Genomic DNA, 23,025 nt, shown 5'->3' with positions numbered 1-23,025 from the left:
CTTAATAGACCACTACTTCGGATGCCGAGTTTTTAGGTGCCCCATTCACGAAATTGCTTCGCTTGCAACCTGCGGGACCTGAGAGCGCTGCGATGCAGCATCTTTTTTCCTTCGCTTCTCGTTAAGACTGCATTAATGTGGGCGGCTGTGACCGATGTGACGGGAGGAATACAGATGACTCTTGTACGTAACCTGAACATGATCGCATTCTTTGCAGCCTTCGCGTTTTTGGCTGCAATTGTTCTGGGACTGATCTGATATCTCGAGGTTGGTCCGGCAGGGAGATAGAATTGTAGCGCCTGCTAAAGCGCTTCAAAAATAGGCTGGACCGGAATTTTTATCTGCAACGAGGAAAGAAAAAACAACCAAAGCAACACCGATCGCCTGCACATAAGAGCAACACGAAATGTAAAGTGCAGGGGCGCGAGTGACTGCGTTGCAGACAACGTGAAAAGAGATTCACGGGGGCGTACAACATAGAAAACCGGCGTGGGCTTAAGAAGCCGCGCCGGTTTTTTCATTGTCTCTCGGGTTTGGGAGCGGGACGCTGCGCGTCTTAGGCTGCCAGTTGCTCCGCAAGCGAAATCGCATCCGCGCGTTTGTCCGGATTGACCATCAACTGATCCGCTGCGATCACGGTCACATCAGTGATGCCCAGGAAACCGAGGAAGTGCTTCAGGTAGGTTGTCGCGAAGTCTATTTCAGACCCGGCCTGTGTACCACCGGACGCCACTGCTATGATCGCTTTTTTGTCTTTCAAAAGACCGACAGGACCGTTCTCGGTGTACTGGAACGTCTCCCGAGCGCGCGCGACCTGGTCAATCCAAGCTTTCAAAGCTGCAGGCACCGAAAAATTGTAAATCGGTGTACCAATGACAACCACGTCCGCCGCCTTCAGCTCTGAAACAAGCGTATCGGACACGGCGAGTTTCAATCGCTGCTCCGGCGTGCGCTCAGCCGGATCCGTAAATGTCGCTCCCACCCAGGTTTCGTCGATAAAGGGAAGCCCCTGAGACACATCCCGGGTCAGGATCTTCGCATCCCGGTTCGCCGTGGCAAGCGACTTGACCAGCGTTTCGGTCAGCTCTCGCGTTACGGAGCCGGTTTTGCGTGCGGATGCGTCAATATGCAGAATCGTCTTAACATCAAAGCTCATCGGTCTCTCCAGAGTCATGTCGCCAGCGGACATCGCCAGTTTGTTCATGAATAAGAGGTAATAAACTCATCAAAGATCGACTATATATGAAATTGTGAACGGTATATTCGAGGACACGTAACAATCGACCCGGTCGTGGTCATACAAAATCCCCGGCACCAGGCCGGGGATACTGATCTTTCACAAAAGAACCGGCGGATTACCGATACGGCGCTTTTCCGAAGGAATTGATCGTCTCAAGGCGCTCCAGATTAATGATCGCCGACAGCATCAAGCGATCCTGGCTCCAGTCCGCAGGCTTTTGGATGGCAAGCCCGGTGAGGAACACCACGGCTGCCATCGGAACAATCACCATGGCAATCAGCCCTGTATGCGGCTTGGCGCGATCTTGTTCCATCAACGCTTCGACGCGGCTGCGAAGCTTTTGGGACGGCGAGCGCCTTAGCAAGCGGTCCTGCACCTCGATCAGCGCGACGGCAGCGACGCTGGAGCGGTTTTGGTTCAAAAAGGCTTCGCGCTTTTGGATCCCGGCTTTCGCTGCGCGCAACAGACACATGCAATAGGATTTGAGATCCACTTGTGCGTTCTCCGCGACTTTCTGATCGCAAGCGAGTTCACGCAGCCGCTCGACCTCGGACTTCCAGATATAGAAGAACGGGTTCCAGAAAAACAATGGGCGCAGGAGTTCCAGGCCGATCTCCCACGTCACATCCCCTTGCCGCAGATGCTCAAACTCATGTTTCAAGACGAGCTTGAGATCTTCGCTCTGGGTCAGAAGCTCGCTTGGCAGCACCACGTAATTCCGGGTCAGTCCGCGGGCCGAATACGGAACAACGGCTGTGTCGGAGAGCAAAAGCCGAAGTTTGCCGTGGTCCCGCCAGACATGACAAGAGGCCAAAGCCCGGTTCAGCTGAATGAAGCCCTTGGCGAGTTTCAGCCCGAAAAACGTGACGCCTGCAAGGAACACCGCCACGATCCCTGCGCCGAGCACAGAGGTCAGGGACAGGATTTCCGCAGAAAGCTGTGCTCGCAGGCCCAAAAGAGACTGGAAATCCTGCGCCGGAATGGCAATACCGCCCCGCAAATACTGCGAGACGACCATATCGGACAGGTTCACGGACATGGCGCCCGGAACAACACCGGCATCCAGAAGGTGACGATAAAGGGCAACGGCGCCCGGAGAGAGTGCGGTGATGACAAACAAGCCATTCAACAGACCGAGCTGAACGGAATAGGCCAGTTTGATGCCCAATCGCTCCAGGACCAATTTCGCGACCAGCCAAACCACCGCCGTGATGGCGAAGGTTATGTTGAGGTCGATGTAGATATCGAAAATCTGGTTAGGTAGCGTCATCTGTCCTCCTCCTGTCCAGTAACGCTCTTATTTCCTCCAGATCGTTCTCCGAAAGATCGTAGTCGTCGACGAGACGCGCCACCAATGAGGCGGGCGTCCCGTCGAATAACTTGTCTGACAAGTTTCGCAAGGAACGGGACTGGTAGGAATCTTTGGAGAGCCGCGGGGAATAGATCAGTGTCTTCCCATCTTTTCGGCTGTCCACGAAGCCCTTTTCATCCAGGATCCGCATGATCGTTGCACAGGACGTATAGGCAAGTTTTCTCTCCGGCGGCAAACATGCGAGGATATCCCGCACGGAACCTTCGCCGATCTTCCAGAGTTCAGTCATGAACTCCAGTTCGACTTCGGTGAGCAACTCGTTGCTTTTACGCTTTCTCATTCTCGTCCTGCAATCATGCGGTTCGGATGGAACTTAACATCCCTATTTTTGCACCATCTCTTGTGAAACTTCTACGTCTAATCTTTGCGTCCAGCCGGCACTAAACCTTCCAGAAGCAGAAGACACCCCAGCCAATACTGATTGCCAACGGCCACCACAGCGGCATGCCGACCAGACCCAGCCAGGCCAGGAAGATATAGGCCGTTCCAAGCAGCGTGATGAAGAGGCGATCACCGCGGGTCGTGGTCAGGCGCAGAATGCCGACGCGTTCTGCCCCGCCAGGGAATTTCAGCTCGAGCACCGTCAGGAACCCGATTGCGCTGAAGATGCCGACAAACAACAGGGCCGTCGGCCAGGTCCAGGCCATCCATCCCAGCATCATACCCTCCCCAGGGCAAAGCCCTTGGCAATGTAGTTACGAACAAAGTAGATCACGATCGCACCCGGGATGATCGTCAGCGTCCCGGCGGCCGCCAAAAGCCCGAGTTCATATCCGGCTGACGACGCCGTCCGTGTCATGACGGCGGCAATCGGCTTTGCCTCAACCGCTGTCAGTGTCTTGGACAGAAGCATTTCCACCCAGGAGAACATGAAGCAGAAGAAAGCTGCGACACCCACACCGGACTTGATGGCCGGCAGGAAGATCGTCATGAAGAACCGCGGGAAGGAGTATCCGTCCACATATGCGGTCTCGTCCAGTTCCTTCGGTACACCGCTCATGAACCCTTCCAGGATCCAGACCGCCAGCGGCACATTGAACAGGCAGTGCGCAAGTGCAACAGCCAAGTGCGTGTCGAACAAACCAACGGCGGAATAGAGCTGGAAGAAAGGTAGTGCGAAGACGGCGGCCGGCGCCATCCGGTTGGTGAGCAACCAGAAGAACAGATGCTTGTCGCCCACGAAAGAGTAGCGGGAGAAGGCATACGCTGCCGGAAGAGCCACAGACACCGAGATCACCGTGTTGAGTGTCACATAGATGATCGAGTTGATGTAGCCCCAGTACCATGTCGGATCGGTGAAGATCGCGATGTAGTTCTCGAACGTCCAGGTCTGCGGGAACAAGGAGAACCCGGAAAGGATCTCGTTGGTGGTTTTGAAACTCATCGCGACGAGCCAATAAATCGGCAACATCAAGAAGAGGATGTACAGGATGGGAACCAGATTTCTCATTCTCATGATGGTTCTCCTCAAGCTTTGTTGTCGTCTTTCGTCATCAGCGTGTAGAACAACCAGGAGGTCAGCAGCGTGATGGCGAAGTAGATGAGGGACATGGCGGCAGCCGGACCAAGGTCGAACTGACCAAGGGCGATTTTCACCAGATCGATGGACAAAAGCGTGGTCGAGTTGCCAGGACCACCACCGGTCAAGACGAACGGTTCGGTGTAGATGTTGAAGCTGTCCATGAAGCGGAGCAGGATCGCGATCGTCAGAACCGTTTTCATCTTCGGCAGCTGAATGAAGCGGAACACGGCCCAGTTGGACGCACCATCGATCTCAGCAGCCTGATAGTAGGCGTTCGGAATGGACACCAGACCGGCATAGCTCAGGAGCACGACCAAAGACGTCCAGTGCCAGACATCCATAACGATGATCGTCACCCAGGCGGCAACCGGATCCTGGGTCATGTCGTAGGAAATGCCCAGAGTGTGGTTCAGGAAGTACCCGAGAAGGCCGATATCCGGCAGGGTGAAGATGTTCCACATCGCACCGACCACGTTCCACGGGATCAGCATCGGCAGAGCCATCAGAACCAGGCAGACCGGAACCCAAGGCCCCTTCTTCGGCATCGAAAGCGCGATCGCAATGCCAAGAGGGATCTCGATGATCAGGATCATGAAGGTGAAGAAAAACTGGCGGCCAAGCGCATTATGAAAGCGTTCGGACTGCAGAACTTCCTGGAACCAGCGAAGGCCTTCCCAGAAGAACAGGTTGTCGCCAAAGGTCTCCTGAACGGAGTAGTTCACCACGGTCATCATCGGGATGAGCGCGTTGAACGCCACCAGAACGAGAACTGGGAGAACAAAGAACCAGGCGCGTTGATTTTGCGTTTTCATCAGGCAGCCTCCTCTGGGGAACTGGCCAACCAGCCGTCCTTGTAAAGACGGGTCTGGGATTGTTTGAACTGAAGCTTCACGGCCTCACCGGCGCTTGGCGCCTCCCCTTCCAGGATTGCGTGAATGCGGCTGTCATGAGCGATGGCTTCCACCACCTTGTGACGGCCAACGTCCGCAACCTTGCGGACCACGGCTTCAACACCCTGTCCATTGGAAGCAATGGAGACAAATTCCGGACGAATGCCGACTTCAGCGCCGCCATCTGCGACGTCCTTGGCCGGACCCTCAAGGCTCACTTGTTCACCGCCGAAGAAGGCAGCGCCGCCTTTCACATCACACGGCAGGACGTTCATGCCTGGAGAACCGATGAAGTGTCCAACGAAGGTGTGCGCAGGCCGCTCGAACAACTCGACCGGGGTGCCCATCTGAACGATTTCACCGTCCTGCATTACCACGACCTTGTCCGCGAACGTCAGAGCTTCGGTCTGATCGTGCGTCACGTAGATCATGGTCGCCTTCACCCTCTGGTGGAGTTCCTTCAGCTTTGAGCGGAGCTTCCACTTCAGGTGCGGATCGATCACGGTCAGCGGCTCATCGAACATCACGACGTTGACGTCCTGGCGAACGAGACCGCGGCCCATCGAGATTTTCTGTTTGTTGTCCGGTGACAGGTTCGCCGCACGGGTGTTCAGCATGTCCGTGACTTCAAGCATCTCGGCAATCGCGGTGACCCGCTGCTTGACGATGTCCTCGTCGCGGCCCCGGTTGCGCAACGGGAAGGCCAGATTGTCGTAAACGGTCATCGTGTCGTAGATGACCGGGAACTGGAACACCTGAGCGATGTTGCGCTTCGCCGGCGGCAGAGATGTCACGTCCTGATCGCCGAAAAGGATCTTACCTTCCGAGGGAACGAGCAGGCCGGAGATGATGTTGAGAAGCGTGGACTTGCCGCAGCCGGACGGCCCAAGAAGCGCATAGGCTCCGCCGTCTTCCCACGTCAGGTCGATCTTCTTCAGCGCATAGTCAGCATCACTCTTTGGATTGGGGTGATAGCTGTGACGCAGATTTGAAAGCGTGATTTGTGCCATGAAGTCCTCTCCTTACGCCACCAGCTCGCCACTCGGGGCAAAGAAGAAACAGTGGTTCGGATCCAGATAGAACGTGTGGACCTCACCGACGAAGTACGGATGCACGCCTGGAGACAAAGACACCCAGGACTGGCCGTCCATATCGAAGTGCGCGCTGCTTTCAGAACCACTGAGCTCAGTAACCTGGACGTGGCCCTCAAGGCGCACCGTGTTGTGTTCGGTCTCGACCGGCATGACGTGGTGCGGCCGGATGGCCAGTGTGTAAATGCCGTCGGAAAGACCGGCAGCAGCACCCGACAGTGTCCAGCGGGTCTGGTCGTTCAAGATGACCTCATTCCCTTGCTTGGAGACCTCGGCCGTGTTGATCGGTGGGTTTGAGAACACCTTGGCGGCATCCAGATCTTTCGGTTGCCGGTAGATCTCTGCCGTTGGGCCGAATTGCACTACGTTACCGTCGGTCATGAGGGCCGTGCGTCCGCCCAGAAGAAGTGCTTCTTCAGGTTCCGAAGTTGCATAGACAACGACGGCGCCGCGTCCGGCAAACAGCTCGGGAAGCTGGTCGCGCAGTTCTTCGCGAAGTTTGTAATCGAGGTTGGCAAGCGGTTCATCGAGGAACACCGCATCGCTTTCTTTGACGATCGCGCGTGCAAGAGCACACCGCTGCTGCTGCCCACCGGACAACTCATGCGGATTGCGTTGCAGGTAAGGATCCAGCTTCATCAACTTTGCAGCTTCTGCAACGCGATCCGCGATCTCCGACTTGGCGACACCGGCAATCTTGAGCGGTGAGGCGATGTTGTCGAACACGGTCATGTGCGGGTAGTTGACGAAAAACTGGTGAACCAGGCTGATGTTGCGCTTTTGCGCACTCAGGCCGGACACGTCCTTGCCATTGATAAGGATTTCACCGGTCGCGAGGCTATCGAGGCCCGCCATCAGCTTGATGAGCGAGGTCTTGCCGGATCCGGTTTCTCCGAGCAGAACATTGAAATGCCCTGGTTCGAGAGACAAGGTGGTTTCCTTCACATGGGTGATGGAGCCCACGCGCTTACTGACGTTTTTAAGTTGTAAAGACATTTTTGCTGCCCGCGTCCGTCCAGGCCCAAGCGCGAATTCTATGCCGCAGCCGCCTGTCACATTCGGATCGGTGAAGGACCGGGGACACGCCCCGGTCCGATGTTTTGGTCAAGTCAGATCAGGTGATCACTGCTGCCAGCGAGCAACCAGTTCATCGTAGTTGACGGTTTCGCCCTGCGGCTTCTCGTTTGCGAGCTTGGCCTTCGGAGCACCCGGCTGAGACAGCCAGTATTCTGCGTCACGCTCTTCATTCAGACGCGGTCCGCAACCACCGTAGACGTTGGCACGCTCATCAGCCTGCTGCATACGGGACATGACGATGTCCATTTCCTGCGCGAGGCGGTCCATAGCCTCTTGCGGGGTGAAGGCACCGGAGTTCACGTCACCGATCTGCTGCCACCAGATCTGCGCCAGCTTCGGATAATCCGGAACGTTGACGCCGGTCGGGGACCAGGCAACACGATCCGGGGAGCGGTAGAACTCAACCAAGCCGCCGAGTTTCGGCGCACGCTCGGTGAAGGACTCGTGGTTGACGGTGCTGTCGCGGATGAACGTCAGACCCACGTGGCTCTTCTTGGTGTCGACTGTTTTGGAAACAACGAACTGAGCGTAGAGCCATGCAGCTTTGGCGCGGTCAACCGGAGTGGACTTCAGGATAGTCCAGGAACCCACGTCCTGGTAACCGACCTTCTGGCCTTTTTCCCAGTAGGGACCATGTGGGCTCGGAGCCATACGCCACAGCGGGGTACCCTCGTCGTCCACAGTGTTGTTGCCTTCAGACTTCGGCTTCACCATGTCCGCAGTGAACGCGGTGTACCAGAAGATCTGCTGAGCAACGTTGCCCTGGCTCAGAGCCGGCAGAGACTGGTAGAAGTCGAAGCTTGCAGCGCCTGGAGGCGCATAGTTGCGCAGCCACTCATCCCACTTGCGGATCGCGTAAACAGCCGCCGGGCCGTTTGCAGCACCACCGCGGGACACGGATGCACCGACCGGGTTACATGTGCCGGCTTCCATGCGGATGCCCCACTCGTCAACCGGAACGCCGTTCGGCTCGCCCTTGTCGCCTGCACCAGCCATGGAGAGCCATGCATCGGTCATGCGCCAGCCGAGATCGGGAGCGCGCTTACCATAGTCCATGTGACCGTAAATCGCGACGCCGTCGATTTCTTTGACATCATTTGAGAAGAACTCAGCGATGTCTTCGTAAGCGGACCAGTTGACCGGAACGCCGAGATCGTAGCCGTACTTGTCCTTGAAGGCCTTTTTCAGGTCTTCACGGTCAAACCAGTCTTTACGGAACCAGTAGAGGTTCGCGAACTGCTGGTCGGGAAGCTGGTACAGATCGCCATCCGGACCGGTGGTGAACTGGATACCCATGAAGTCGTCGAGATCGAGACCAGGGTTGGTCACGTCTTTTGCGTCGCCTGCCATCCAGTCGGTCAGGTTGTAGGCGAGCTGCAGACGGGAGTGCGTGCCGATCAGATCGGAGTCGTTGACATAAGCGTCGTAGAGGTTCCGGCCGGTCTGCATCTGTGTCTGAACAGCCTGGACCACTTCACCTTCGCCGAGAATCTGGTGGTTCACCTTGATACCGGTGATTTCCTCAAAGGCTTTGGTCAGAACTTCGGACTCGTAAGAGTGAGTCGGAATGCCTTCGGACAGAACGTTGATTTCCATGCCGTTGAACGGTTCTGCGGCCTGAATGAACCACTGCATTTCTGCAAGCTGCTCATCCTTGGTCAGAACGGATGGCTGGAATTCCTGGTCGATCCACTTTTGTGCTGCCGCCTCATCGGCAAAAGCAGACCCTGCTCCTGCAATCACGGCGCTGGCCGCAACTGCGCAGAGAAGATACTTGCGCATCTTTATTTCCTCCCATGAGAGTATCTATGCCGACATTTATCCGGCTGTGATAAATTGGACTCAGGGAAGCCGCATTGTCAAACTAAAAATTTAGTAGATAGTTTAAGTGGGATTATTGGGATATAAGATATTGAAAAATATTACATTTATCAATTTCGGCTCGTTAGACTTTTCCGACATTTAAGACGAAACGAAACCCGAAACAGCGCAATTGTGACACATATCTGACAAAAAACCAGCGAAATTTGCTTTCGAATTGTCCAAGTTGAAAACAAATTTGAAATTTAATCGACGCTATTCGCACTGCAAACGAAACTAAAAATGACGCGGCGCAGCATAATCTGCCAGTCATCTGACAGATCTTCGATTGCCTCTTCAGCGCATTTTCTGGATCAGTTCATGTCCTTCAGGAGGCGCCCGTGCTTCCGGGTTTCCTGGATGACATCGCCAAAGGTCTCAAAACCCTTCGACGTGAGGATGGGCAGCAACTTGCAAAGGGCTTCTGCGGTGGCTTCCGCATCGCCAAGCGCGGTGTGGCGGACTTCAGGCCGGATTTCTATGCAAAGCCTGTCACACAATGCGTCGAGCGTGTGTACCTCGTTCGAGCCGAACACCACCGCTGACAAAAGCACCGTGTCCAGAATCGGATGGGGCCACTCAAGACCGGCAACTTTTCCGTATTTGTGCAGGAACGCCAGATCGAACGGCGCATTATGAGCAACGATGACCGACTCGCGCGCGAATTCATGGAAGTCCGCCACCGCCTCCAGAGGTTTGGGCGCATCGGCGACCATGGTGTCCGAGATCCCGTGCACCTTACTGGAAGCAGGAGGAATAGGCCGGCCGGGGTTGACCAATTGATCAATTCGTTCGCCGGGAATCATGCGTCCGTTGACGACCCGAACGGCTCCGATCTGCACGATATCGTCCTTGTTCGGCATCAAACCGGTTGTCTCGGTATCGAAGACCGTGAAGGAGAGCTCGCTGAGGGAACAGTTTTCAATGGCCTTTTCAGTATCGCGCTCGGTTAGATCAAAGTCATAGATCAACGGGCGCGCAGCTTCAGGCGCTATGCGCGCGTTCGTGCTGTCGATCAAGATCATGAACCCGGAGGCTTCGCTTAGCTTCTTCAAGCGCAGCCGGAACGAGAGATTGCCTTTTGTTCCATGCACCTCAACATCCACTTCCCGCCGGGCCTCGGTCAGCTGTTCAAACCCCGGCCGCAGTTCGCTTTCGGTGAAATAGTCGTAGATGGACGAGCTGAGGCGCGGAACATGCACCTGTTTCAAAACATCAGCCGCCTGTCCGTCATAGAGCATGATCTGATGGGTCGGACTGACCAGAACAATTGCAACCGGGATTTCCGTCAGCAGCAAAGCAAGATGTGCCCGCTCCGCTGCGAGCCGCGCGGTTTCTTCGGCGACAATCCCCTCAGCATCCTCTGACGCTTTCGACAATTCGCCGGTTACGGCTGCAACAGCCGGCCCCAGATCCCCGAGATAGCGTGCTTCCTTTTGATCGACAGAGACCTCGACACCAGCATGCGCCCTTGTCCGCATGGCCGCGGCAATGCGTTCGACCGGCTTGGCGACATTGGTGTCGAACAAAAACCAGCATCCGGTGAAGATCGCCAGAGAAAGAAAAAACAGAAGGATTCCGGAGAAGGTGAAAGCACCGGCCACACCAGTCTCTGCAGCGCGCCCCAATCCCATGTAAAGTGCAAGACCAATCGCCACCCAGACAGCCGCGGTCATTCCCAGGAAAATGAGAAACACCCGCAATCGCAAACTGAGTGACGTCAGCATCATCCCACTCCACAGATTGTTGAAACCATGGGATCGCTCTCCGGCACCCGGACCCACTGGATCCCGTCAATCGTGCCACTGTCTTCAAATGTAACGGCATCAATGAGAGCCGCCCGGCGCGTTTCGGTACAATCGGTCAGCACCGGCAACTTGTTCACCGTTGACCAGCGGCCAAAGTAATAGGCGTCGGCGAGTTTCATCCCCGGCTGGGCGTCATGGGTTTTGATCGACAAGGTGTCGATCGCAACAAACCGCTCGACATAAGGCAGGGCGTAAGTCCAGGGCCGGTAGAAGGACCGGTTTTCAACGGTCTGCGCAACGACGAGACCCTCTGGCAGCGTTTCCCGGGTTCGTTCGTACCAGCCGTATTCGCTAGAGATGGTGGTCGCGAGCATCGCAACACCCGCCATGACGGGGGCAAGCCACTTCGGCATCCGGCCGCCCAGCGCCCGGTTGATCAGCATCACAAGCCCTGCGGCAGCAATACCGGCAACAATCGTTGCAATCAGTTCAACAAACATTCACTCCCCCATCCGGATAACGATGAGACGCCAAGCCCCTCGTCCGGTGTTTTTAATTCAGCATGCCACGGCCCTGCCCCGCCGACGACTGCATAGTTTTGACCACAACAAAGGCATCACGCAAATGGCTGCGCTCGAAGTCTGACAAGATCGAGGGTTGCATAAAGTTGTTCGGCGGCAAGCCCTGCTTGATCAAATCCACCTGATGCAAGAGCCGCGTTTCGGCGATCAGGTCATAAGCGTCGATCAGATCGCCGCCGCCGGATTGGCTCAACTGCCCCTTCTCCTTGGCCTCGACAAGCCGGGCTCGTGTGTTGACGGCCTTGATCTCACCCCGCAGAGCATAGATCCGCCCGAGATCCACCACCGGCACAACGCCATTGTGCTTCATATCCAGGGTGTTCTTGTTTTCACCGGACCGGATCGTTGCAAGGCCGCGCAGGAGATTAAGAGGCGGCGTATGCTTTAGCGAATTGCTGATCATATGCGCCACGAAAATTGAATTGCGGGCAGCGACTTCCAGGGTTTCCTCCTGAAGGTTTGCGAACAGCGGCACATGCCCGCCGATCGGCCGCAGGTCGAACATCACCGAACTCAGCATTTGCGCCATCGGGTCCGGCTTGTCGATCCAGCCTTCAAAGTAGCTTTTCCAGACCTTGACTGGCTGACACCAACGCGGATTGGTCGCCATCATGTCACCCGGACAATAGACATATCCGCAGGTGTTCAGACCATCGCAGACGAACTTCGCAAGTTCCGCAAAATAACCGGTCTGATCTTCTTCCGTAATGCTGTCATCCAGGAACAGGCAATTGTCCTGATCGCTCACACCGGTTTGTTCCTGCCGCCCCTGTGATCCGCACGCAAGCCACAGATATGGAACCGGAGCAGGACCAAGTTTCTCTTCGGCAAGAGCAAGCAGCCGCCGGGTTGTTGTGTCTGCAATGTCGGTGATCAACCGGGTCACCACTTCATGACGGTTGCCGCTGCCGACCAGCTGGACCAGGAGGTTGGGGATCCTGGCTGTCACCTTTGCAATTTCTTCGGCCGTCGCCGCATTTGTGATTTCGCCGACCAGTTCGGCCGAACTGACAGCTTGAAACCGGGTCAGGTCCGTTTGCGTTACGATCCCGGCCAGTTTCCCACCTTCAACAATCGGAACATGACCGATCCGGCGTTCCATCATCAGGTGCAAGACATCGGAACCAATCGACGACGGAGCCAGCGTCACCGGATCCGCCGTCATCACGGCTTCCACGGGTGTCTCTATTGGCCGCCCCTCTGCAAGGATCTTCGCGGAAAGGTCCCGAATGGTGACGATCCCGATCAAGGCGTCATCGGAATTCACCACACAAAGCGAGGAGACATGGTTCTCCCGCATTCTTTTTGCGGCCAATTGCACGGTGTCATCCGCCGCGCATGTGATTGGCTTGCCCGCCATAAAGGTCGAAACCTGCGTGGTTGCCAGGTCTCTTTCCCGCGCTTGCGGTTTCCGGCTCCTGTCGAAGAAGCGGGCGAAAGGTTGGTGATCCCGAATGAGATCTTTGAACAGCCCGGAAGGAACGACCAACAAGGTCGCGGCGGTGTCTGCGGTCGCGGTTGTCACCGCAAGTCCATTTTTCAACAGTCCGCGCTCACCGAAAGAGTTTCTCGATCCGAGGTAACTGAGAACAGCGCCCTGCTCGTCCCGCACTTCGATCGCGCCATCGTAGATTATAAAAAGGCCCGGAATGCTGCTGCCGAATTCATAGACCAAAGTGCCCGGCTCCAGATCCCGGACATCGATTTGCCCCACGATGGCACTTTGCACATCGGCGGGCAGGGCATCATAAGGATGCACCGATCTTAGGAACTGCAGGATCTGATCGGATGTCAGCGACATGGCACAGCCTTTTGAACCGGTAATAAAAAGTCCTGCCCAGTAGGAACCGGGCAGGACAAGATCGTAACTGAACGGGCCGCCGCAAGCAGCGGCCCGGACAAGTGTTAGTGATCCTGAGCTGCAGCGGCTCCGCGCGGGATCCGAACGCTCTGAACGAGCTCTTCGATTTCCGTCGGGATCGGATCCGAGGCCTTGGAGACAAAGTAGGCGACGGTGAAGTTCACCATGGCACCAATTGCACCGAAAGACGTGGACTTGATCGGGCCGAGCAGCGGATCAGCATCTGTGAAGGAGTTGGTGCCCGGAATGAACAGCCAGCCCTTGTGCAGGAAGATGTAGATCAGCGTGACGGAGATACCTGCGATCATCCCGGCAACCGCGCCGCGGCTGTTCACCTTGGTGAAGATGCCCATCATCAGGGCGGGGAAGATCGAGGCCGCCGCTAGCCCGAAGGCCAAGGCCACCGTCTGCGCCGCGAATCCGGGTGGATTCAAGCCCAAATATGTTGCCACAACAATCGCGACCGCCATGGCTATTCGTGCCGACAACAGTTCGCCCTTCTCCGAGATATTTGGATTGTAAGCCCCCTTGATCAAGTCATGCGAGACCGCTGACGAGATCGCGAGCAACAATCCGGCCGCCGTCGAGAGCGCTGCTGCCAGACCACCCGCGGCCACCAGACCAATCACCCAACTTGGAAGGTTGGCGATCTCCGGATTTGCAAGAACAAGGATGTCGCGGTTGAACTTGGTCAGCTCGTTGCCTTCCCAGCCCTTTTCCGCAGCAACTGCTTGCAGATCAGCATTCTTGTCGTTGTAGTACTGGATCTTGCCGTCGCCGTTCTTGTCTTCCCAGTCCAGAAGACCGGTTTTCTGCCACGTCGACATCCAGTCGTACTTCGAGTCGTTTTCGATCTGCTCCACAGCAACAGCGCCGCCATTGATACCGCCATTCGGCCACATCATTTCGGTGATGTTGAGACGCGCCATCGCACCCACAGCCGGAGCTGTCAGATAAAGAAGCGCAATGAAGACAAGCGTCCAACCGGCAGACCAGCGCGCATCGGAAACCTTCGGAACCGTGAAGAAGCGCATGATCACGTGCGGCAGGCCCGCGGTACCGATCATCAGGGACAATGTGAAGAGAACCATGTTCAGCGTATTGGCATGGTGAGCCGTGTAGGACGCAAAGCCAAGTTCTGTGACCACCTGGTCCAGCTTGGCAAGCAGCGGCACACCGCTGGCAACATCATTGCCGAAAAGACCCAAACCCGGGATCGGGTTACCGGTCAGCTGCAGCGAAATGAAGATCGCCGGGATGGTGTAAGCCGTGATCAGAACGCAGTACTGAGCGACCTGCGTGTAGGTCACGCCCTTCATGCCCCCGAAAACCGCGTAAGCGAAAACGACACACGCACCGATCAGAAGACCGGTTGTGTTGTCAACTTCCAGGAAGCGGCCAAAGGCAACCCCAACGCCGGTCATCTGACCAATAACGTAGGTTGTCGAGGCAACGATCAGGCAGACAACGGCAACGATACGAGCTGTCTGGCTGTAGAACCGGTCCCCGATGAATTCGGACACAGTGAACTTGCCGAACTTGCGAAGGTATGGCGCAAGCAGCAACGCCAGCAGCACGTAGCCGCCGGTCCAGCCCATCAGGAACGAAGAGTTGTCGTAGCCGGTAAAGGCGATGAGGCCTGCCATGGAAATGAACGAGGCAGCTGACATCCAGTCTGCTGCGGTCGCCATTCCGTTGGTGACCGGGTGAACACCGCGGCCAGCGGCGTAAAATTCAGATGTAGACCCTGCGCGGGCCCAGATCGCGATGCCGATGTAGAGGGCGAAAGAGCCACCCACAAACAGCAGATTTATCGTAAACTGATCCATATCTCAGTCCGCCCTTATTCTTCGTCCACACCATGCTCGCGATCGAGCTGGTTCATGCGCCAGGCGTAAAAGAAGATCAGCCCGAGGAACACGAGGATGGAACCTTGCTGGGCAAACCAGAAGCCCAGATCGGTGCCGCCGACGGGAATGCCGCTCAGCAGCGGGCGCAGCAAAATGCCAAACCCGAAAGAGACCAGCGCCCAGATGACGAGGCTGATCTTGATGATGCGCATATTGGCGGACCAATATTCGTTATTGGATGAGTTTTCGGACATACAGTCTCCTCCACTTGATCCTGTTAAGGTTCAAACGCCCCGGCGAACGCGGCGCCTCAATCGCGTGTTGTTGAACTGGAACCTTGAGCCTGGATGCTGGATGCTGGCGGTGGAGCGGCTGGGCACGAACACAGCGATTTCCGGAGATGTCCGGGAAAGCTGTACCATGACTATTTACAACCGATTTTCTCCATTTGGCACGCACTCAGCACTTGGCCGAGGAACCCCCTTCCCTAGACCTCAATCTGTGACCCCGTTCAAAACGGGGGTCATACTGCTTATTGACCTATCGTGACGATCGTCACCGAACTTCACTGGAATGCGAGTTTAGTTTTCTATCGATACGCAAAATATACTCAAGACTACTTACGTAGGCCCATACTTCAGTAGGGGCTTCGTAAGTCTATTAGACTAACGAATTACACTTTAGAAATAAGAACTTGACGCATGCGGAACGCTTCAGCAGAACAGCTTTGAGCAGTTAAGTGTGACCTGTCTCAGTTGAGCAAAAGGGGCACCTATGCGGTGGCGCCCCGGGTCTCGATTTCATGAATTTCAATCAATGCCGGACCGGATAACTTTGCCATATTGACCAGTGCATCATTAAGCTCCGAAACGTCGGTTAAACGCACGGACGGCAAGCCGTAACCTTCTGCGATTTTCATAAAATCCGGGGCAGATGGCGTCACGCCCTCAGGCACAATCCCGCTGTCCTCCATGAAGGTGCGGATCTCACCGTATCCATCATTGTTCCAAACAAGGAAAATGACATTTGCATCGCAGTCTTTTGCCGATCCGATCTCGGCTAAAGAAAACTGAATACCACCGTCGCCGACAATACAAACGACTGGAACTTCAGGAGCCCCAAGGCTCGCCCCCACCGCGGCAGGTGGACCATAGCCAAGGGCGCCAAAGCCGGTGGCGGCATTGAACCAGCCCTTCGGTTGTCCAGCTTCGAAGTAAAGATTGCCGGAATAGATGGCTTGTGTGGAATCACCGACGATGATGCAGCCCGGCAGCGTATCGCGAATGGTCTCAAGAACCGCGATCTCTGCCTTCATCTTGGGAGTGAGGGCGGCAAAGGTCTCTTTACGGCAGGATTTTGCCCGCGCCGCGCCATCACCACGTCCGGTGTGATCGTGAAGAGCGGCCAGCAGATCTGCCACCAGCTGATCAACGGTGGAGAGGAGTGAAAGCGCAGCTGATGGTCCTCGGGCTAGCTGATCGGGATCAATGTCGACCCGTACCAGGTTTTCAAGTTCCGGGAAGCCGTTATCGGCATACATGTCGTAATCGGTCTGACCCATCTGCGTGCCAAGCGCGATCACCAGATCGGCGTCCGACACAAGCGCGCGGACGGCCTTCAAGCTCGGGCTTGCCGGAACCGACAGCGGATGGCCCGCAAACATGCCTCTTGCGTTCACCGTCGTGACCAATGGCGCATCCAAGGTCTCGGCAAGTTGTTGAATCTCTTGCGCTGCCGAGATCGATCCACCACCACACAGGATCACGGGCCGCTTCGCCGCCCGGCACTTGGCCGCGAGGTCAGTGACTTCTGTTGCAGCTCCTCGTGGGCCGCTGGCTATGACTGGCTTCCAGGTATCCATTGCGATCTTTTGCGGCATCACATCGGTCGGGATCTCGATGTGAACCGGACCTGGCCGGCGGGACTTCAGAACAGAGAAGGCCCGTTCCATAACAGATGGAAGATCGTTTGGATCAAGCAGCGTATGCGACATGACGGCCAGTGTTGCCATCATGGCCCGCTGATCGGGCAATTCATGCAACATGCCGCGGCCATGGCCGAGACTGTCCCGCGCGTTCACACCGGAGATCACCAGCATGGGGATCGAATCCTGATAGGCCTGCGCCATCGCGGTGATGGTGTTCGTCAGTCCCGGCCCGGTGATCACCAAGGCAACGCCGGGCTTGCCGGTCACACGCGCGTACCCATCGGCCATAAAGCCAGCGCCTTGCTCATGCCGAGGGGTGATGTGACGGATGGGAGAAGAGGCCAATCCGCGATAGAGCTCAACTGTATGAACGCCTGGAATGCCAAAGACAGTGTCAACGCCGTTGATCTCGAGAAGGTCAATCAGGGCTTCGCCAACAGTTTTCTCAACTACGCCCATTTCTTCGATCCCGTATTCGCCGCCAGCTCGTCTGCGAAGGCCGCGATCCTCGTGGCAGCTTCCCGCAAGGTGTCATCTGCGACCGTCAATGAGAGGCGAATGAACCCGGCCGCCTGTTCGCCAAACGAGACGCCTGGCATGACGGCAACGTGTTTTTCTTCCAGAAGGCGCGTTGCAAACGTTTCACCATCCAGCCCGGTGCCGCTGACATCAACCAGCAGAAACATGCCCGCTTCCGGCATCATAGGCCGCAAGGCACCATGACCGCCAAGATGTTCCATCAAAATCTCGGCACGCCGCTTGTAGCTCTCTCGCATGCGTTCAGCGGTATCAAACTCGCCGGAAACGGCCATCGCCGTCATATCCGCAATGAACGGTTGCCCGCCAAAGAGCATGGTTTCGGAAACAGCAAGCAACCGGTCACAGAATTCCTCCGGGCCAACCGCCCATCCAGACCGGAAGCCGGGCGCTGCGTGGGACTTGGAAATCGACGAAACAGCAATCGTTCGTTCCTGCAGAGCCTCAATGTCGAAGGGGGAAGCAAAGGTGCGCTCAAAGATCAGCTTCTCATAGACCTCATCACAGACAATCCAAAGGTCGCGACGCTGACACACCTCACCAATTGCCGCGATTTCATCTGCGGTCAGTGCCGCACCGGTCGGATTGTGGGGCGTATTGAGAAGCAGGACCCGGGCATTGGGTGTTACGGCTGCTTCAAGGTCTTCCGGCTTGAGGTGAAATCCGTTTTCCGGACGCAAGGGGACCGGCACCATAGCCGCGCCCGTCGCAGCAATGACGCCTTCATAGGTTGCGTAGTAAGGATCCGGCACAAGCACCGTATCCCCGCCCTCGACAAGACCCAGCATCACCGCAAAAAGCGCTGTCTGTGTTCCTGGAAAGCAAAGGATGTTGCGCTCCGTAACGCTTGGCCGGCGCTGCCGGTATTTTTCTACCAAAGCGGCGACGATCTTCGGTTCGCCGCGCCCGTTGGAATACCGGATCCGGCCAGCCCGCATCGACCGTTCAGCTTCATCCAGGAGGGCTTTGTCCGGCATGATGTCCGGCTCGCCAATCGTCAGCTCGATCACCGGTGTGCCCGCATCCATCATCTCGCGAGCTTTCAGATGAACTGTCCATTTCCCGGATCCCAAATGGGTCAACCGGTCGGTGATCGACGCATAACGCATAGTCGGTCTCTCAGGTTTGTTGAGTGTCGGCAGCAAGAGAAATGCCGCCCAAAAGGACTTCCACAGACCGGACAGCAATGCCCGGCAAAGGTGTTTCGGAGAAGAGATCGCCCACCAGCGTTCCTTCCAGCCACAAGCCGTCGATCACGCCGTTGATGGCAATGGCAAGCTCCTGACAACGCTTGGTGTCCGACGCTTGCCCAGCTTCCGTGAGAACATCAGCCACAAGCGCCTCGAGCACAGACCGGAACGCCAGATAGCTTTCCCGGTGGATCTCTGCAAAATCCGGGTCGACCCGGACATGACTAATGAAGGCTGCCCAGAGTGACAGAGCCCGGCCATCGGCGACCGGCGGTGTCAGGTTCGCGACAATGAAGTCGTGCAACCGGGCCCGGGCGCTCGATTGCCCCTTGTCGGCAGCATCGGCGACCTTCGACGTCATGCCGGTCATGACTTCGCGATAGGCGGCCTGCAACATCTGATCTTTGCTGGAGAAATAGTGGCGGATGAGACCGGGCGTCACGCCAGCCCGCGTTGCCACTTCGCGCACGGTTGCCCCTTGCAGTCCAAGCTCGGAAATGCAGTCCAGTGTTGCGGTGATCAGATCTTGGCGGCGCTCGGCTTCCGGCGCTCTATGGAACGACCGACGGGTCATCTCACCACCCGTTCAGCAATGGTCAAAACCGGTTCTTCATCTTGCAGGAGACAAGCGGCTGTAAACATCGCACTCATTGCACCTCACGCCTCCCGTTTCTTGTGCCGCCGCCCAATATTGGGAGCGCAAGCGCATCATTTTTGCGCTCAGATTCCGGCTTACTATACGACTGAATAATAAGCACACAAGCCCAAATTATACACTTGAATAATTTCTGAGCCGATGCAAAGCTTCTCGGAATGACCGGGCAGTCAGCTGGCGCTCTCCCGGCAACAACGACAAGCCAGCAGGGACAAAAACACCAACAGCTCTGGCAGTTTAGCTGGGCAATGGCGGAAGAATGGAAGATGTGGCGCCAGCCATAGAGGTGCGAGACCTCTTTAAGCGTTTTGGACCTCTCGAGGTGCTGAAGGGGGTCTCGATGACGGCCAACAAAGGAGACGTCATTGCCATCATCGGCGGGTCAGGCTCCGGCAAATCCACCTTTCTTCGATGCATCAACATGCTCGAACTTCCAAGCGCCGGATCCGTGACAATACATGGCGAAACCATTGCCCTGAAAGACGACGGTCATCATGGCTTGCGCCCGGCGGACCGGAAACAAATCGAGCGCATCCGCAGCCAGTTGGCCATGGTCTTCCAGAGCTTCAATCTGTGGCAACACATGACGGTGCTGCAAAACGTCATTGAAGTGCCGGTCCACGTGCTCGGCATGAAACGGGATGAGGCGGTCGAAATCGCCGAAACGTTGCTGCGCAGGGTCGGGCTGCACGAGAAACAGGACGTCTATCCGGCCTTTTTATCCGGCGGCCAGCAGCAACGCGCCGCAATTGCCCGCGCCCTGGCTGTCCAGCCGCTGGCGCTTCTCTTTGACGAACCCACGTCCGCGCTCGATCCGGAACTGGTTGGGGAAGTGCTCAGTGTGATCGGAGACTTGGCGAAAGAAAACAGAACCATGGTCCTCGTGACACACGAGATGAAGTTCGCGCGCGACGTCGCAAGCCACGTGATCTTTTTGCACAACGGCATCATCGAGGAACAGGGACCGCCGGACCAGGTCTTCGGCAACCCGAAATCGGAGAGACTGAAACAGTTCATCAGTTCGGTCCACTAGGCCGGATACTCACGGCCATGCCGTGAGCCGGCACCCAAAGTGCCGAAGCCCTGCCGGGAGGAAAAGGCAGTCTTCGGCAAGTTCAAAGACCGGTCGTCCCGCATCTCGTGGCGGGCTGACCATCCCGAACAATCGGGCAAACACAGTGAAAACAGGGGAACAGCATGAAACACATGATCAAAGCAGCTTTTGTGGCAACCGCAGTGAGCGTTGCAGCAATCTCCGGCGCCCAGGCGCAAGACGTTAAAGTCGGCGTTGCTGCCGAGCCATACCCGCCCTTCACCTCGCCGGATGCCAGCGGCAATTGGGTCGGTTGGGAAGTCGAATTCATGGAAGCGATCTGCGCGGAAGCAAAGCTCAATTGTGTCATCACCCCGGTTGCCTGGGACGGCATCATCCCGGCGCTCACCTCCGGTAAGATCGACATGATCGTCGGCTCCATGTCGATCACCGAAGAGCGCCTGAAAACAATCGACTTCTCTGACAAGTATTACAACACGCCGACCAGCATCATCGGTGCAAAGGGTGACGATTTCGAAGCAACACCGGAAGGTCTGTCCGGCAAGATCCTCGGCGTTCAGGTCTCCACGATCCACGCGGCCTACGCCGACAAGTACTTCGCTCCGACCGCTGACGACATCAAGCAGTACCAGACACAGGACGAAGCCAATCAGGATCTGGCAGCCGGCCGGGTCGATGCGGTTCAGGCAGACGCCATCGCTCTTGACGCGTTCTTGAAGTCTGACGCAGGCGCGTGCTGCGAATACAAGGGCAATGTCGCTGATGATCCGGCCATTCTTGGCGCCGGTGTGGGCGTTGGCCTGCGCAAGGGCGAAGATGAGCTGAAAGAAAAGATCAACGCTGCAATTGCCGCGATCCGCGCCAACGGCACATACGAAGAGTTCTCCAAGGAGTACTTCGACTTCGACATCTACGGCGGTTAATGGCCAGCCTTCCGCTCTTCCGCCGGCGCGCACTTGCGCCGGCGGCCCTCTCCTTTTGATAAGGTTGCCTGCCGCCTATGGCCGTTGATGCCGGATTTCTCAATCTGAACCTTCTTGCTCTTTCTCCGCCCGGCTGGGGCGGCGTGCTTCTGGAAGGCTTTGCCGCGTCTTTGCAACTCGCTGTCGGCGGGTTCACGCTCGGTCTCATGATCGGGATTGCAGGGGCCTTTGGCAAACTCTATGGCGGCCCGATCCTCCGGGATCTTCTCGAAGTCTACACCACAGTGATCCGGGCAGTGCCGGAACTGGTTCTCATCCTGCTGCTCTACTACGCCGGCACAGATGCGGTGAACGCATTGCTGGGCCTTGTTGGCCTGCCACGTGTCGACATCAGCGGTCTCGCCGCCGGAATTTTCGTGATCGGTGTTGTTCAAGGCGCCTACCAGACGGAAGTCTTGCGTGGTGCCATCAAGGCCGTACCCCAGGGGCAAATCGAAGCCGCGCGCGCCTATGGCATGTCACCGTTGAAAACGTTGCGCCGCATCACCCTGCCCGCCATGCTGCCCTACGCCATTCCGGGGCTTTCCAATCTTTGGCTAATCGCCACCAAGGACACCGCCTTGCTGGCGGTCGTCGGCTTCAGCGAACTTACGCTGGTCACCCGCCAGGCTGCGGGCAGCACCAAGGCCTATATGCTGTTTTTCTGCGCAGCCGGTCTGATGTACCTGACACTGACGCTGGTCTCAAACCGCGTGATCGCCATCATCGAAAAACGTGCCCGCCGCGGCATAGCGGGGCCGGTGTGAGATGAGCGATACCAAAGTCACCATGCCCGCTTATGTGCCGCCGCCCCCACGCCGTTTGTTGGAGCCGCACCGGATCTTCCTGATCGCCGTATTTGGAGTGATCGTCTTTTGCGCCATTTACTTCATGCGCTGGGACTGGCTGCCAAAATATCAGACACGGCTGCTCTACGGCATTGGCGAAACACTCTTCCTCTTGTTCTCAACCGCTGCCGTCGGCTTTTTGCTGGCTCTTCCGATCGGCCTTGTTCAGGTCACCGGCCCCTGGCCGCTTGCAGCGCTTGCCCGCGGGTTCTGCACATTGATCCGCGGCACGCCACTGCTCCTGCAACTCTGGCTGCTTTACTACGGTCTCGGATCCGTCTTTGCCCAATACCCGGAAATCCGCCAGTCCATGTTCTGGCCGTATTTGCGCGACGCCTGGCCCTATGGCTTCACGGCTTTGATGCTATCGTTCGCAGCCTATGAAGGCGAAGTCATGCGCGGGGCCTTTGCCGGCGTGCCGCGCGGCGAGCTGGAAGCTGCCCGCGCCTTCGGCATGAGCCGCTTTACGATGTTCCGCCGGATCTGGCTGCCACGTGCCTTCTATCGCGCCTTGCCGACCTTGAGCGGCGAAACCGTGCTGCAGCTGAAATCAACACCACTGGTCGCAACGATCACGGTCGTTGATGCCTATGCGGTGATCACACGGGTGCGCCAGGACACCTTCCTCGTCTACGAGCCTTTGCTGCTGCTGGCGCTCATCTATATGTGCCTGACCGGGATTCTGGTATTGCTGTTCCGCTATCTTGAAAGCCGCATCCCAAGCCGGGGCGCCTAAGCATCCGGCCAATATTTGAAAGCA

The 23,025-nt window shown here is 56.8% G+C and carries 21 protein-coding genes; 4 read left to right on the top strand and 17 right to left on the bottom strand.

Annotated features, from left to right (window positions below):
* Positions 1–556: 556 nt before the first annotated feature.
* The 17 genes from ACQY4Z_RS19075 to ACQY4Z_RS18995 form a co-directional block, all read right to left on the bottom strand.
* Entirely contained in the window at positions 557–1,156 is a 600-nt protein-coding gene (locus ACQY4Z_RS19075; protein ID WP_428523912.1) for an FMN-dependent NADH-azoreductase, read from the bottom strand.
* A 199-nt stretch (positions 1,157–1,355) separates the two neighbouring features.
* Entirely contained in the window at positions 1,356–2,510 is a 1,155-nt protein-coding gene (locus ACQY4Z_RS19070; protein ID WP_428523910.1) for a M56 family metallopeptidase, read from the bottom strand.
* Complete coding sequence (locus tag ACQY4Z_RS19065) at positions 2,497–2,892, bottom strand: BlaI/MecI/CopY family transcriptional regulator (RefSeq protein ID WP_133946206.1); 396 nt, start codon at positions 2,890–2,892, stop codon at positions 2,497–2,499. Before ACQY4Z_RS19065 ends, ACQY4Z_RS19070 begins: the two co-directional genes overlap by 14 nt.
* 100 nt (positions 2,893–2,992) lie before the next feature.
* Positions 2,993–3,274, bottom strand: a complete 282-nt coding sequence (locus ACQY4Z_RS19060) for a DUF2160 domain-containing protein (RefSeq protein ID WP_428523908.1) — start codon at positions 3,272–3,274, stop codon at positions 2,993–2,995.
* Positions 3,271–4,068 (bottom strand): carbohydrate ABC transporter permease, encoded by a 798-nt coding sequence (locus ACQY4Z_RS19055; protein WP_133946202.1) that lies wholly within the window; start codon positions 4,066–4,068, stop codon positions 3,271–3,273. Before ACQY4Z_RS19055 ends, ACQY4Z_RS19060 begins: the two co-directional genes overlap by 4 nt.
* A gap of 11 nt (positions 4,069–4,079) precedes the next feature.
* Positions 4,080–4,949: a carbohydrate ABC transporter permease gene (locus tag ACQY4Z_RS19050; RefSeq protein WP_428529609.1), complete on the bottom strand. Its 870-nt coding sequence runs from the start codon at positions 4,947–4,949 to the stop codon at positions 4,080–4,082.
* On the bottom strand, positions 4,946–6,034 hold the full coding sequence (locus ACQY4Z_RS19045; RefSeq protein ID WP_133946200.1) for an ABC transporter ATP-binding protein: 1,089 nt from the start codon (positions 6,032–6,034) through the stop codon (positions 4,946–4,948). The genes ACQY4Z_RS19050 and ACQY4Z_RS19045 overlap by 4 nt, the downstream gene beginning before the upstream one ends.
* Positions 6,035–6,046: 12 nt before the next feature.
* On the bottom strand, positions 6,047–7,111 hold the full coding sequence (locus ACQY4Z_RS19040) for an ABC transporter ATP-binding protein (RefSeq protein ID WP_428523905.1): 1,065 nt from the start codon (positions 7,109–7,111) through the stop codon (positions 6,047–6,049).
* A gap of 126 nt (positions 7,112–7,237) precedes the next feature.
* Complete coding sequence (locus ACQY4Z_RS19035) at positions 7,238–8,974, bottom strand: ABC transporter substrate-binding protein (RefSeq protein WP_306148960.1); 1,737 nt, start codon at positions 8,972–8,974, stop codon at positions 7,238–7,240.
* A 392-nt stretch (positions 8,975–9,366) separates the two neighbouring features.
* On the bottom strand, positions 9,367–10,782 hold the full coding sequence (locus ACQY4Z_RS19030) for an exonuclease domain-containing protein (RefSeq protein WP_428523903.1): 1,416 nt from the start codon (positions 10,780–10,782) through the stop codon (positions 9,367–9,369).
* Positions 10,779–11,300: a hypothetical protein gene (locus ACQY4Z_RS19025; RefSeq protein WP_428523901.1), complete on the bottom strand. Its 522-nt coding sequence runs from the start codon at positions 11,298–11,300 to the stop codon at positions 10,779–10,781. Before ACQY4Z_RS19025 ends, ACQY4Z_RS19030 begins: the two co-directional genes overlap by 4 nt.
* Positions 11,301–11,352: 52 nt before the next feature.
* The gene (locus ACQY4Z_RS19020) at positions 11,353–13,182 is read right to left on the bottom strand and encodes a DUF294 nucleotidyltransferase-like domain-containing protein (RefSeq protein ID WP_428523899.1); all 1,830 of its coding nucleotides are present in this window, start codon (positions 13,180–13,182) and stop codon (positions 11,353–11,355) included.
* A 104-nt stretch (positions 13,183–13,286) separates the two neighbouring features.
* Complete coding sequence (locus ACQY4Z_RS19015) at positions 13,287–15,071, bottom strand: sodium:solute symporter family protein (protein WP_133946189.1); 1,785 nt, start codon at positions 15,069–15,071, stop codon at positions 13,287–13,289.
* A gap of 14 nt (positions 15,072–15,085) precedes the next feature.
* Positions 15,086–15,346 carry a DUF4212 domain-containing protein gene (locus ACQY4Z_RS19010; protein ID WP_040450876.1) on the bottom strand — a complete coding sequence of 87 codons (261 nt, stop codon included), beginning with the start codon at positions 15,344–15,346 and terminating at the stop codon, positions 15,086–15,088.
* Positions 15,347–15,864: 518 nt separating this feature from the next.
* Entirely contained in the window at positions 15,865–17,478 is a 1,614-nt protein-coding gene (locus tag ACQY4Z_RS19005; RefSeq protein WP_428523896.1) for a 5-guanidino-2-oxopentanoate decarboxylase, read from the bottom strand.
* Complete coding sequence (locus ACQY4Z_RS19000) at positions 17,469–18,665, bottom strand: pyridoxal phosphate-dependent aminotransferase (RefSeq protein WP_428523894.1); 1,197 nt, start codon at positions 18,663–18,665, stop codon at positions 17,469–17,471. Before ACQY4Z_RS19000 ends, ACQY4Z_RS19005 begins: the two co-directional genes overlap by 10 nt.
* Positions 18,666–18,675: 10 nt before the next feature.
* Positions 18,676–19,320 carry a TetR family transcriptional regulator C-terminal domain-containing protein gene (locus tag ACQY4Z_RS18995; RefSeq protein ID WP_428523892.1) on the bottom strand — a complete coding sequence of 215 codons (645 nt, stop codon included), beginning with the start codon at positions 19,318–19,320 and terminating at the stop codon, positions 18,676–18,678.
* Between the two features lie 340 nt (positions 19,321–19,660).
* Between ACQY4Z_RS18995 and ACQY4Z_RS18990 the strand changes: the two genes are divergently transcribed.
* The 4 genes from ACQY4Z_RS18990 to ACQY4Z_RS18975 all read left to right on the top strand — a co-directional run bounded on the left by ACQY4Z_RS18990 (position 19,661) and on the right by ACQY4Z_RS18975 (position 23,001).
* Positions 19,661–20,434 carry an ABC transporter ATP-binding protein gene (locus ACQY4Z_RS18990; protein WP_428523890.1) on the top strand — a complete coding sequence of 258 codons (774 nt, stop codon included), beginning with the start codon at positions 19,661–19,663 and terminating at the stop codon, positions 20,432–20,434.
* Positions 20,435–20,607: 173 nt separating this feature from the next.
* Positions 20,608–21,378, top strand: coding sequence for a transporter substrate-binding domain-containing protein (locus tag ACQY4Z_RS18985; protein WP_409694539.1), 771 nt, complete (start codon positions 20,608–20,610; stop codon positions 21,376–21,378).
* 77 nt (positions 21,379–21,455) lie between these two features.
* Positions 21,456–22,184, top strand: a complete 729-nt coding sequence (locus tag ACQY4Z_RS18980; protein ID WP_428523888.1) for an ABC transporter permease — start codon at positions 21,456–21,458, stop codon at positions 22,182–22,184.
* Position 22,185: 1 nt separating this feature from the next.
* Positions 22,186–23,001: an ABC transporter permease gene (locus tag ACQY4Z_RS18975; RefSeq protein WP_209174299.1), complete on the top strand. Its 816-nt coding sequence runs from the start codon at positions 22,186–22,188 to the stop codon at positions 22,999–23,001.
* Positions 23,002–23,025 lie beyond the last annotated feature (24 nt).

The sequence above is a fragment of the Roseibium sp. genome, from assembly GCF_965276855.1.
GTDB lineage: Bacteria > Pseudomonadota > Alphaproteobacteria > Rhizobiales > Stappiaceae > Roseibium.
This window is presented reverse-complemented; position numbering and strand designations above follow the sequence as displayed.

What these genes read in the sequence shown, in the direction of transcription:
- ACQY4Z_RS19075 (WP_428523912.1), bottom strand. Translation starts at nt 1,156, where the DNA reads ATGAGCTTTGATGTTAAGACGATTCTGCATATTGACGCATCCGCACGC.
- ACQY4Z_RS19070 (WP_428523910.1), bottom strand. Translation starts at nt 2,510, where the DNA reads ATGACGCTACCTAACCAGATTTTCGATATCTACATCGACCTCAACATA.
- ACQY4Z_RS19065 (WP_133946206.1), bottom strand. Translation starts at nt 2,892, where the DNA reads ATGAGAAAGCGTAAAAGCAACGAGTTGCTCACCGAAGTCGAACTGGAG.
- ACQY4Z_RS19060 (WP_428523908.1), bottom strand. Translation starts at nt 3,274, where the DNA reads ATGATGCTGGGATGGATGGCCTGGACCTGGCCGACGGCCCTGTTGTTT.
- ACQY4Z_RS19055 (WP_133946202.1), bottom strand. Translation starts at nt 4,068, where the DNA reads ATGAGAATGAGAAATCTGGTTCCCATCCTGTACATCCTCTTCTTGATG.
- ACQY4Z_RS19045 (WP_133946200.1), bottom strand. Translation starts at nt 6,034, where the DNA reads ATGGCACAAATCACGCTTTCAAATCTGCGTCACAGCTATCACCCCAAT.
- ACQY4Z_RS19040 (WP_428523905.1), bottom strand. Translation starts at nt 7,111, where the DNA reads ATGTCTTTACAACTTAAAAACGTCAGTAAGCGCGTGGGCTCCATCACC.
- ACQY4Z_RS19035 (WP_306148960.1), bottom strand. Translation starts at nt 8,974, where the DNA reads ATGCGCAAGTATCTTCTCTGCGCAGTTGCGGCCAGCGCCGTGATTGCA.
- ACQY4Z_RS19030 (WP_428523903.1), bottom strand. Translation starts at nt 10,782, where the DNA reads ATGATGCTGACGTCACTCAGTTTGCGATTGCGGGTGTTTCTCATTTTC.
- ACQY4Z_RS19025 (WP_428523901.1), bottom strand. Translation starts at nt 11,300, where the DNA reads ATGTTTGTTGAACTGATTGCAACGATTGTTGCCGGTATTGCTGCCGCA.
- ACQY4Z_RS19020 (WP_428523899.1), bottom strand. Translation starts at nt 13,182, where the DNA reads ATGTCGCTGACATCCGATCAGATCCTGCAGTTCCTAAGATCGGTGCAT.
- ACQY4Z_RS19015 (WP_133946189.1), bottom strand. Translation starts at nt 15,071, where the DNA reads ATGGATCAGTTTACGATAAATCTGCTGTTTGTGGGTGGCTCTTTCGCC.
- ACQY4Z_RS19010 (WP_040450876.1), bottom strand. Translation starts at nt 15,346, where the DNA reads ATGTCCGAAAACTCATCCAATAACGAATATTGGTCCGCCAATATGCGC.
- ACQY4Z_RS19005 (WP_428523896.1), bottom strand. Translation starts at nt 17,478, where the DNA reads ATGGGCGTAGTTGAGAAAACTGTTGGCGAAGCCCTGATTGACCTTCTC.
- ACQY4Z_RS19000 (WP_428523894.1), bottom strand. Translation starts at nt 18,665, where the DNA reads ATGCGTTATGCGTCGATCACCGACCGGTTGACCCATTTGGGATCCGGG.
- ACQY4Z_RS18995 (WP_428523892.1), bottom strand. Translation starts at nt 19,320, where the DNA reads ATGACCCGTCGGTCGTTCCATAGAGCGCCGGAAGCCGAGCGCCGCCAA.
- ACQY4Z_RS18990 (WP_428523890.1), top strand. Translation starts at nt 19,661, where the DNA reads ATGGAAGATGTGGCGCCAGCCATAGAGGTGCGAGACCTCTTTAAGCGT.
- ACQY4Z_RS18985 (WP_409694539.1), top strand. Translation starts at nt 20,608, where the DNA reads ATGATCAAAGCAGCTTTTGTGGCAACCGCAGTGAGCGTTGCAGCAATC.
- ACQY4Z_RS18980 (WP_428523888.1), top strand. Translation starts at nt 21,456, where the DNA reads ATGGCCGTTGATGCCGGATTTCTCAATCTGAACCTTCTTGCTCTTTCT.
- ACQY4Z_RS18975 (WP_209174299.1), top strand. Translation starts at nt 22,186, where the DNA reads ATGAGCGATACCAAAGTCACCATGCCCGCTTATGTGCCGCCGCCCCCA.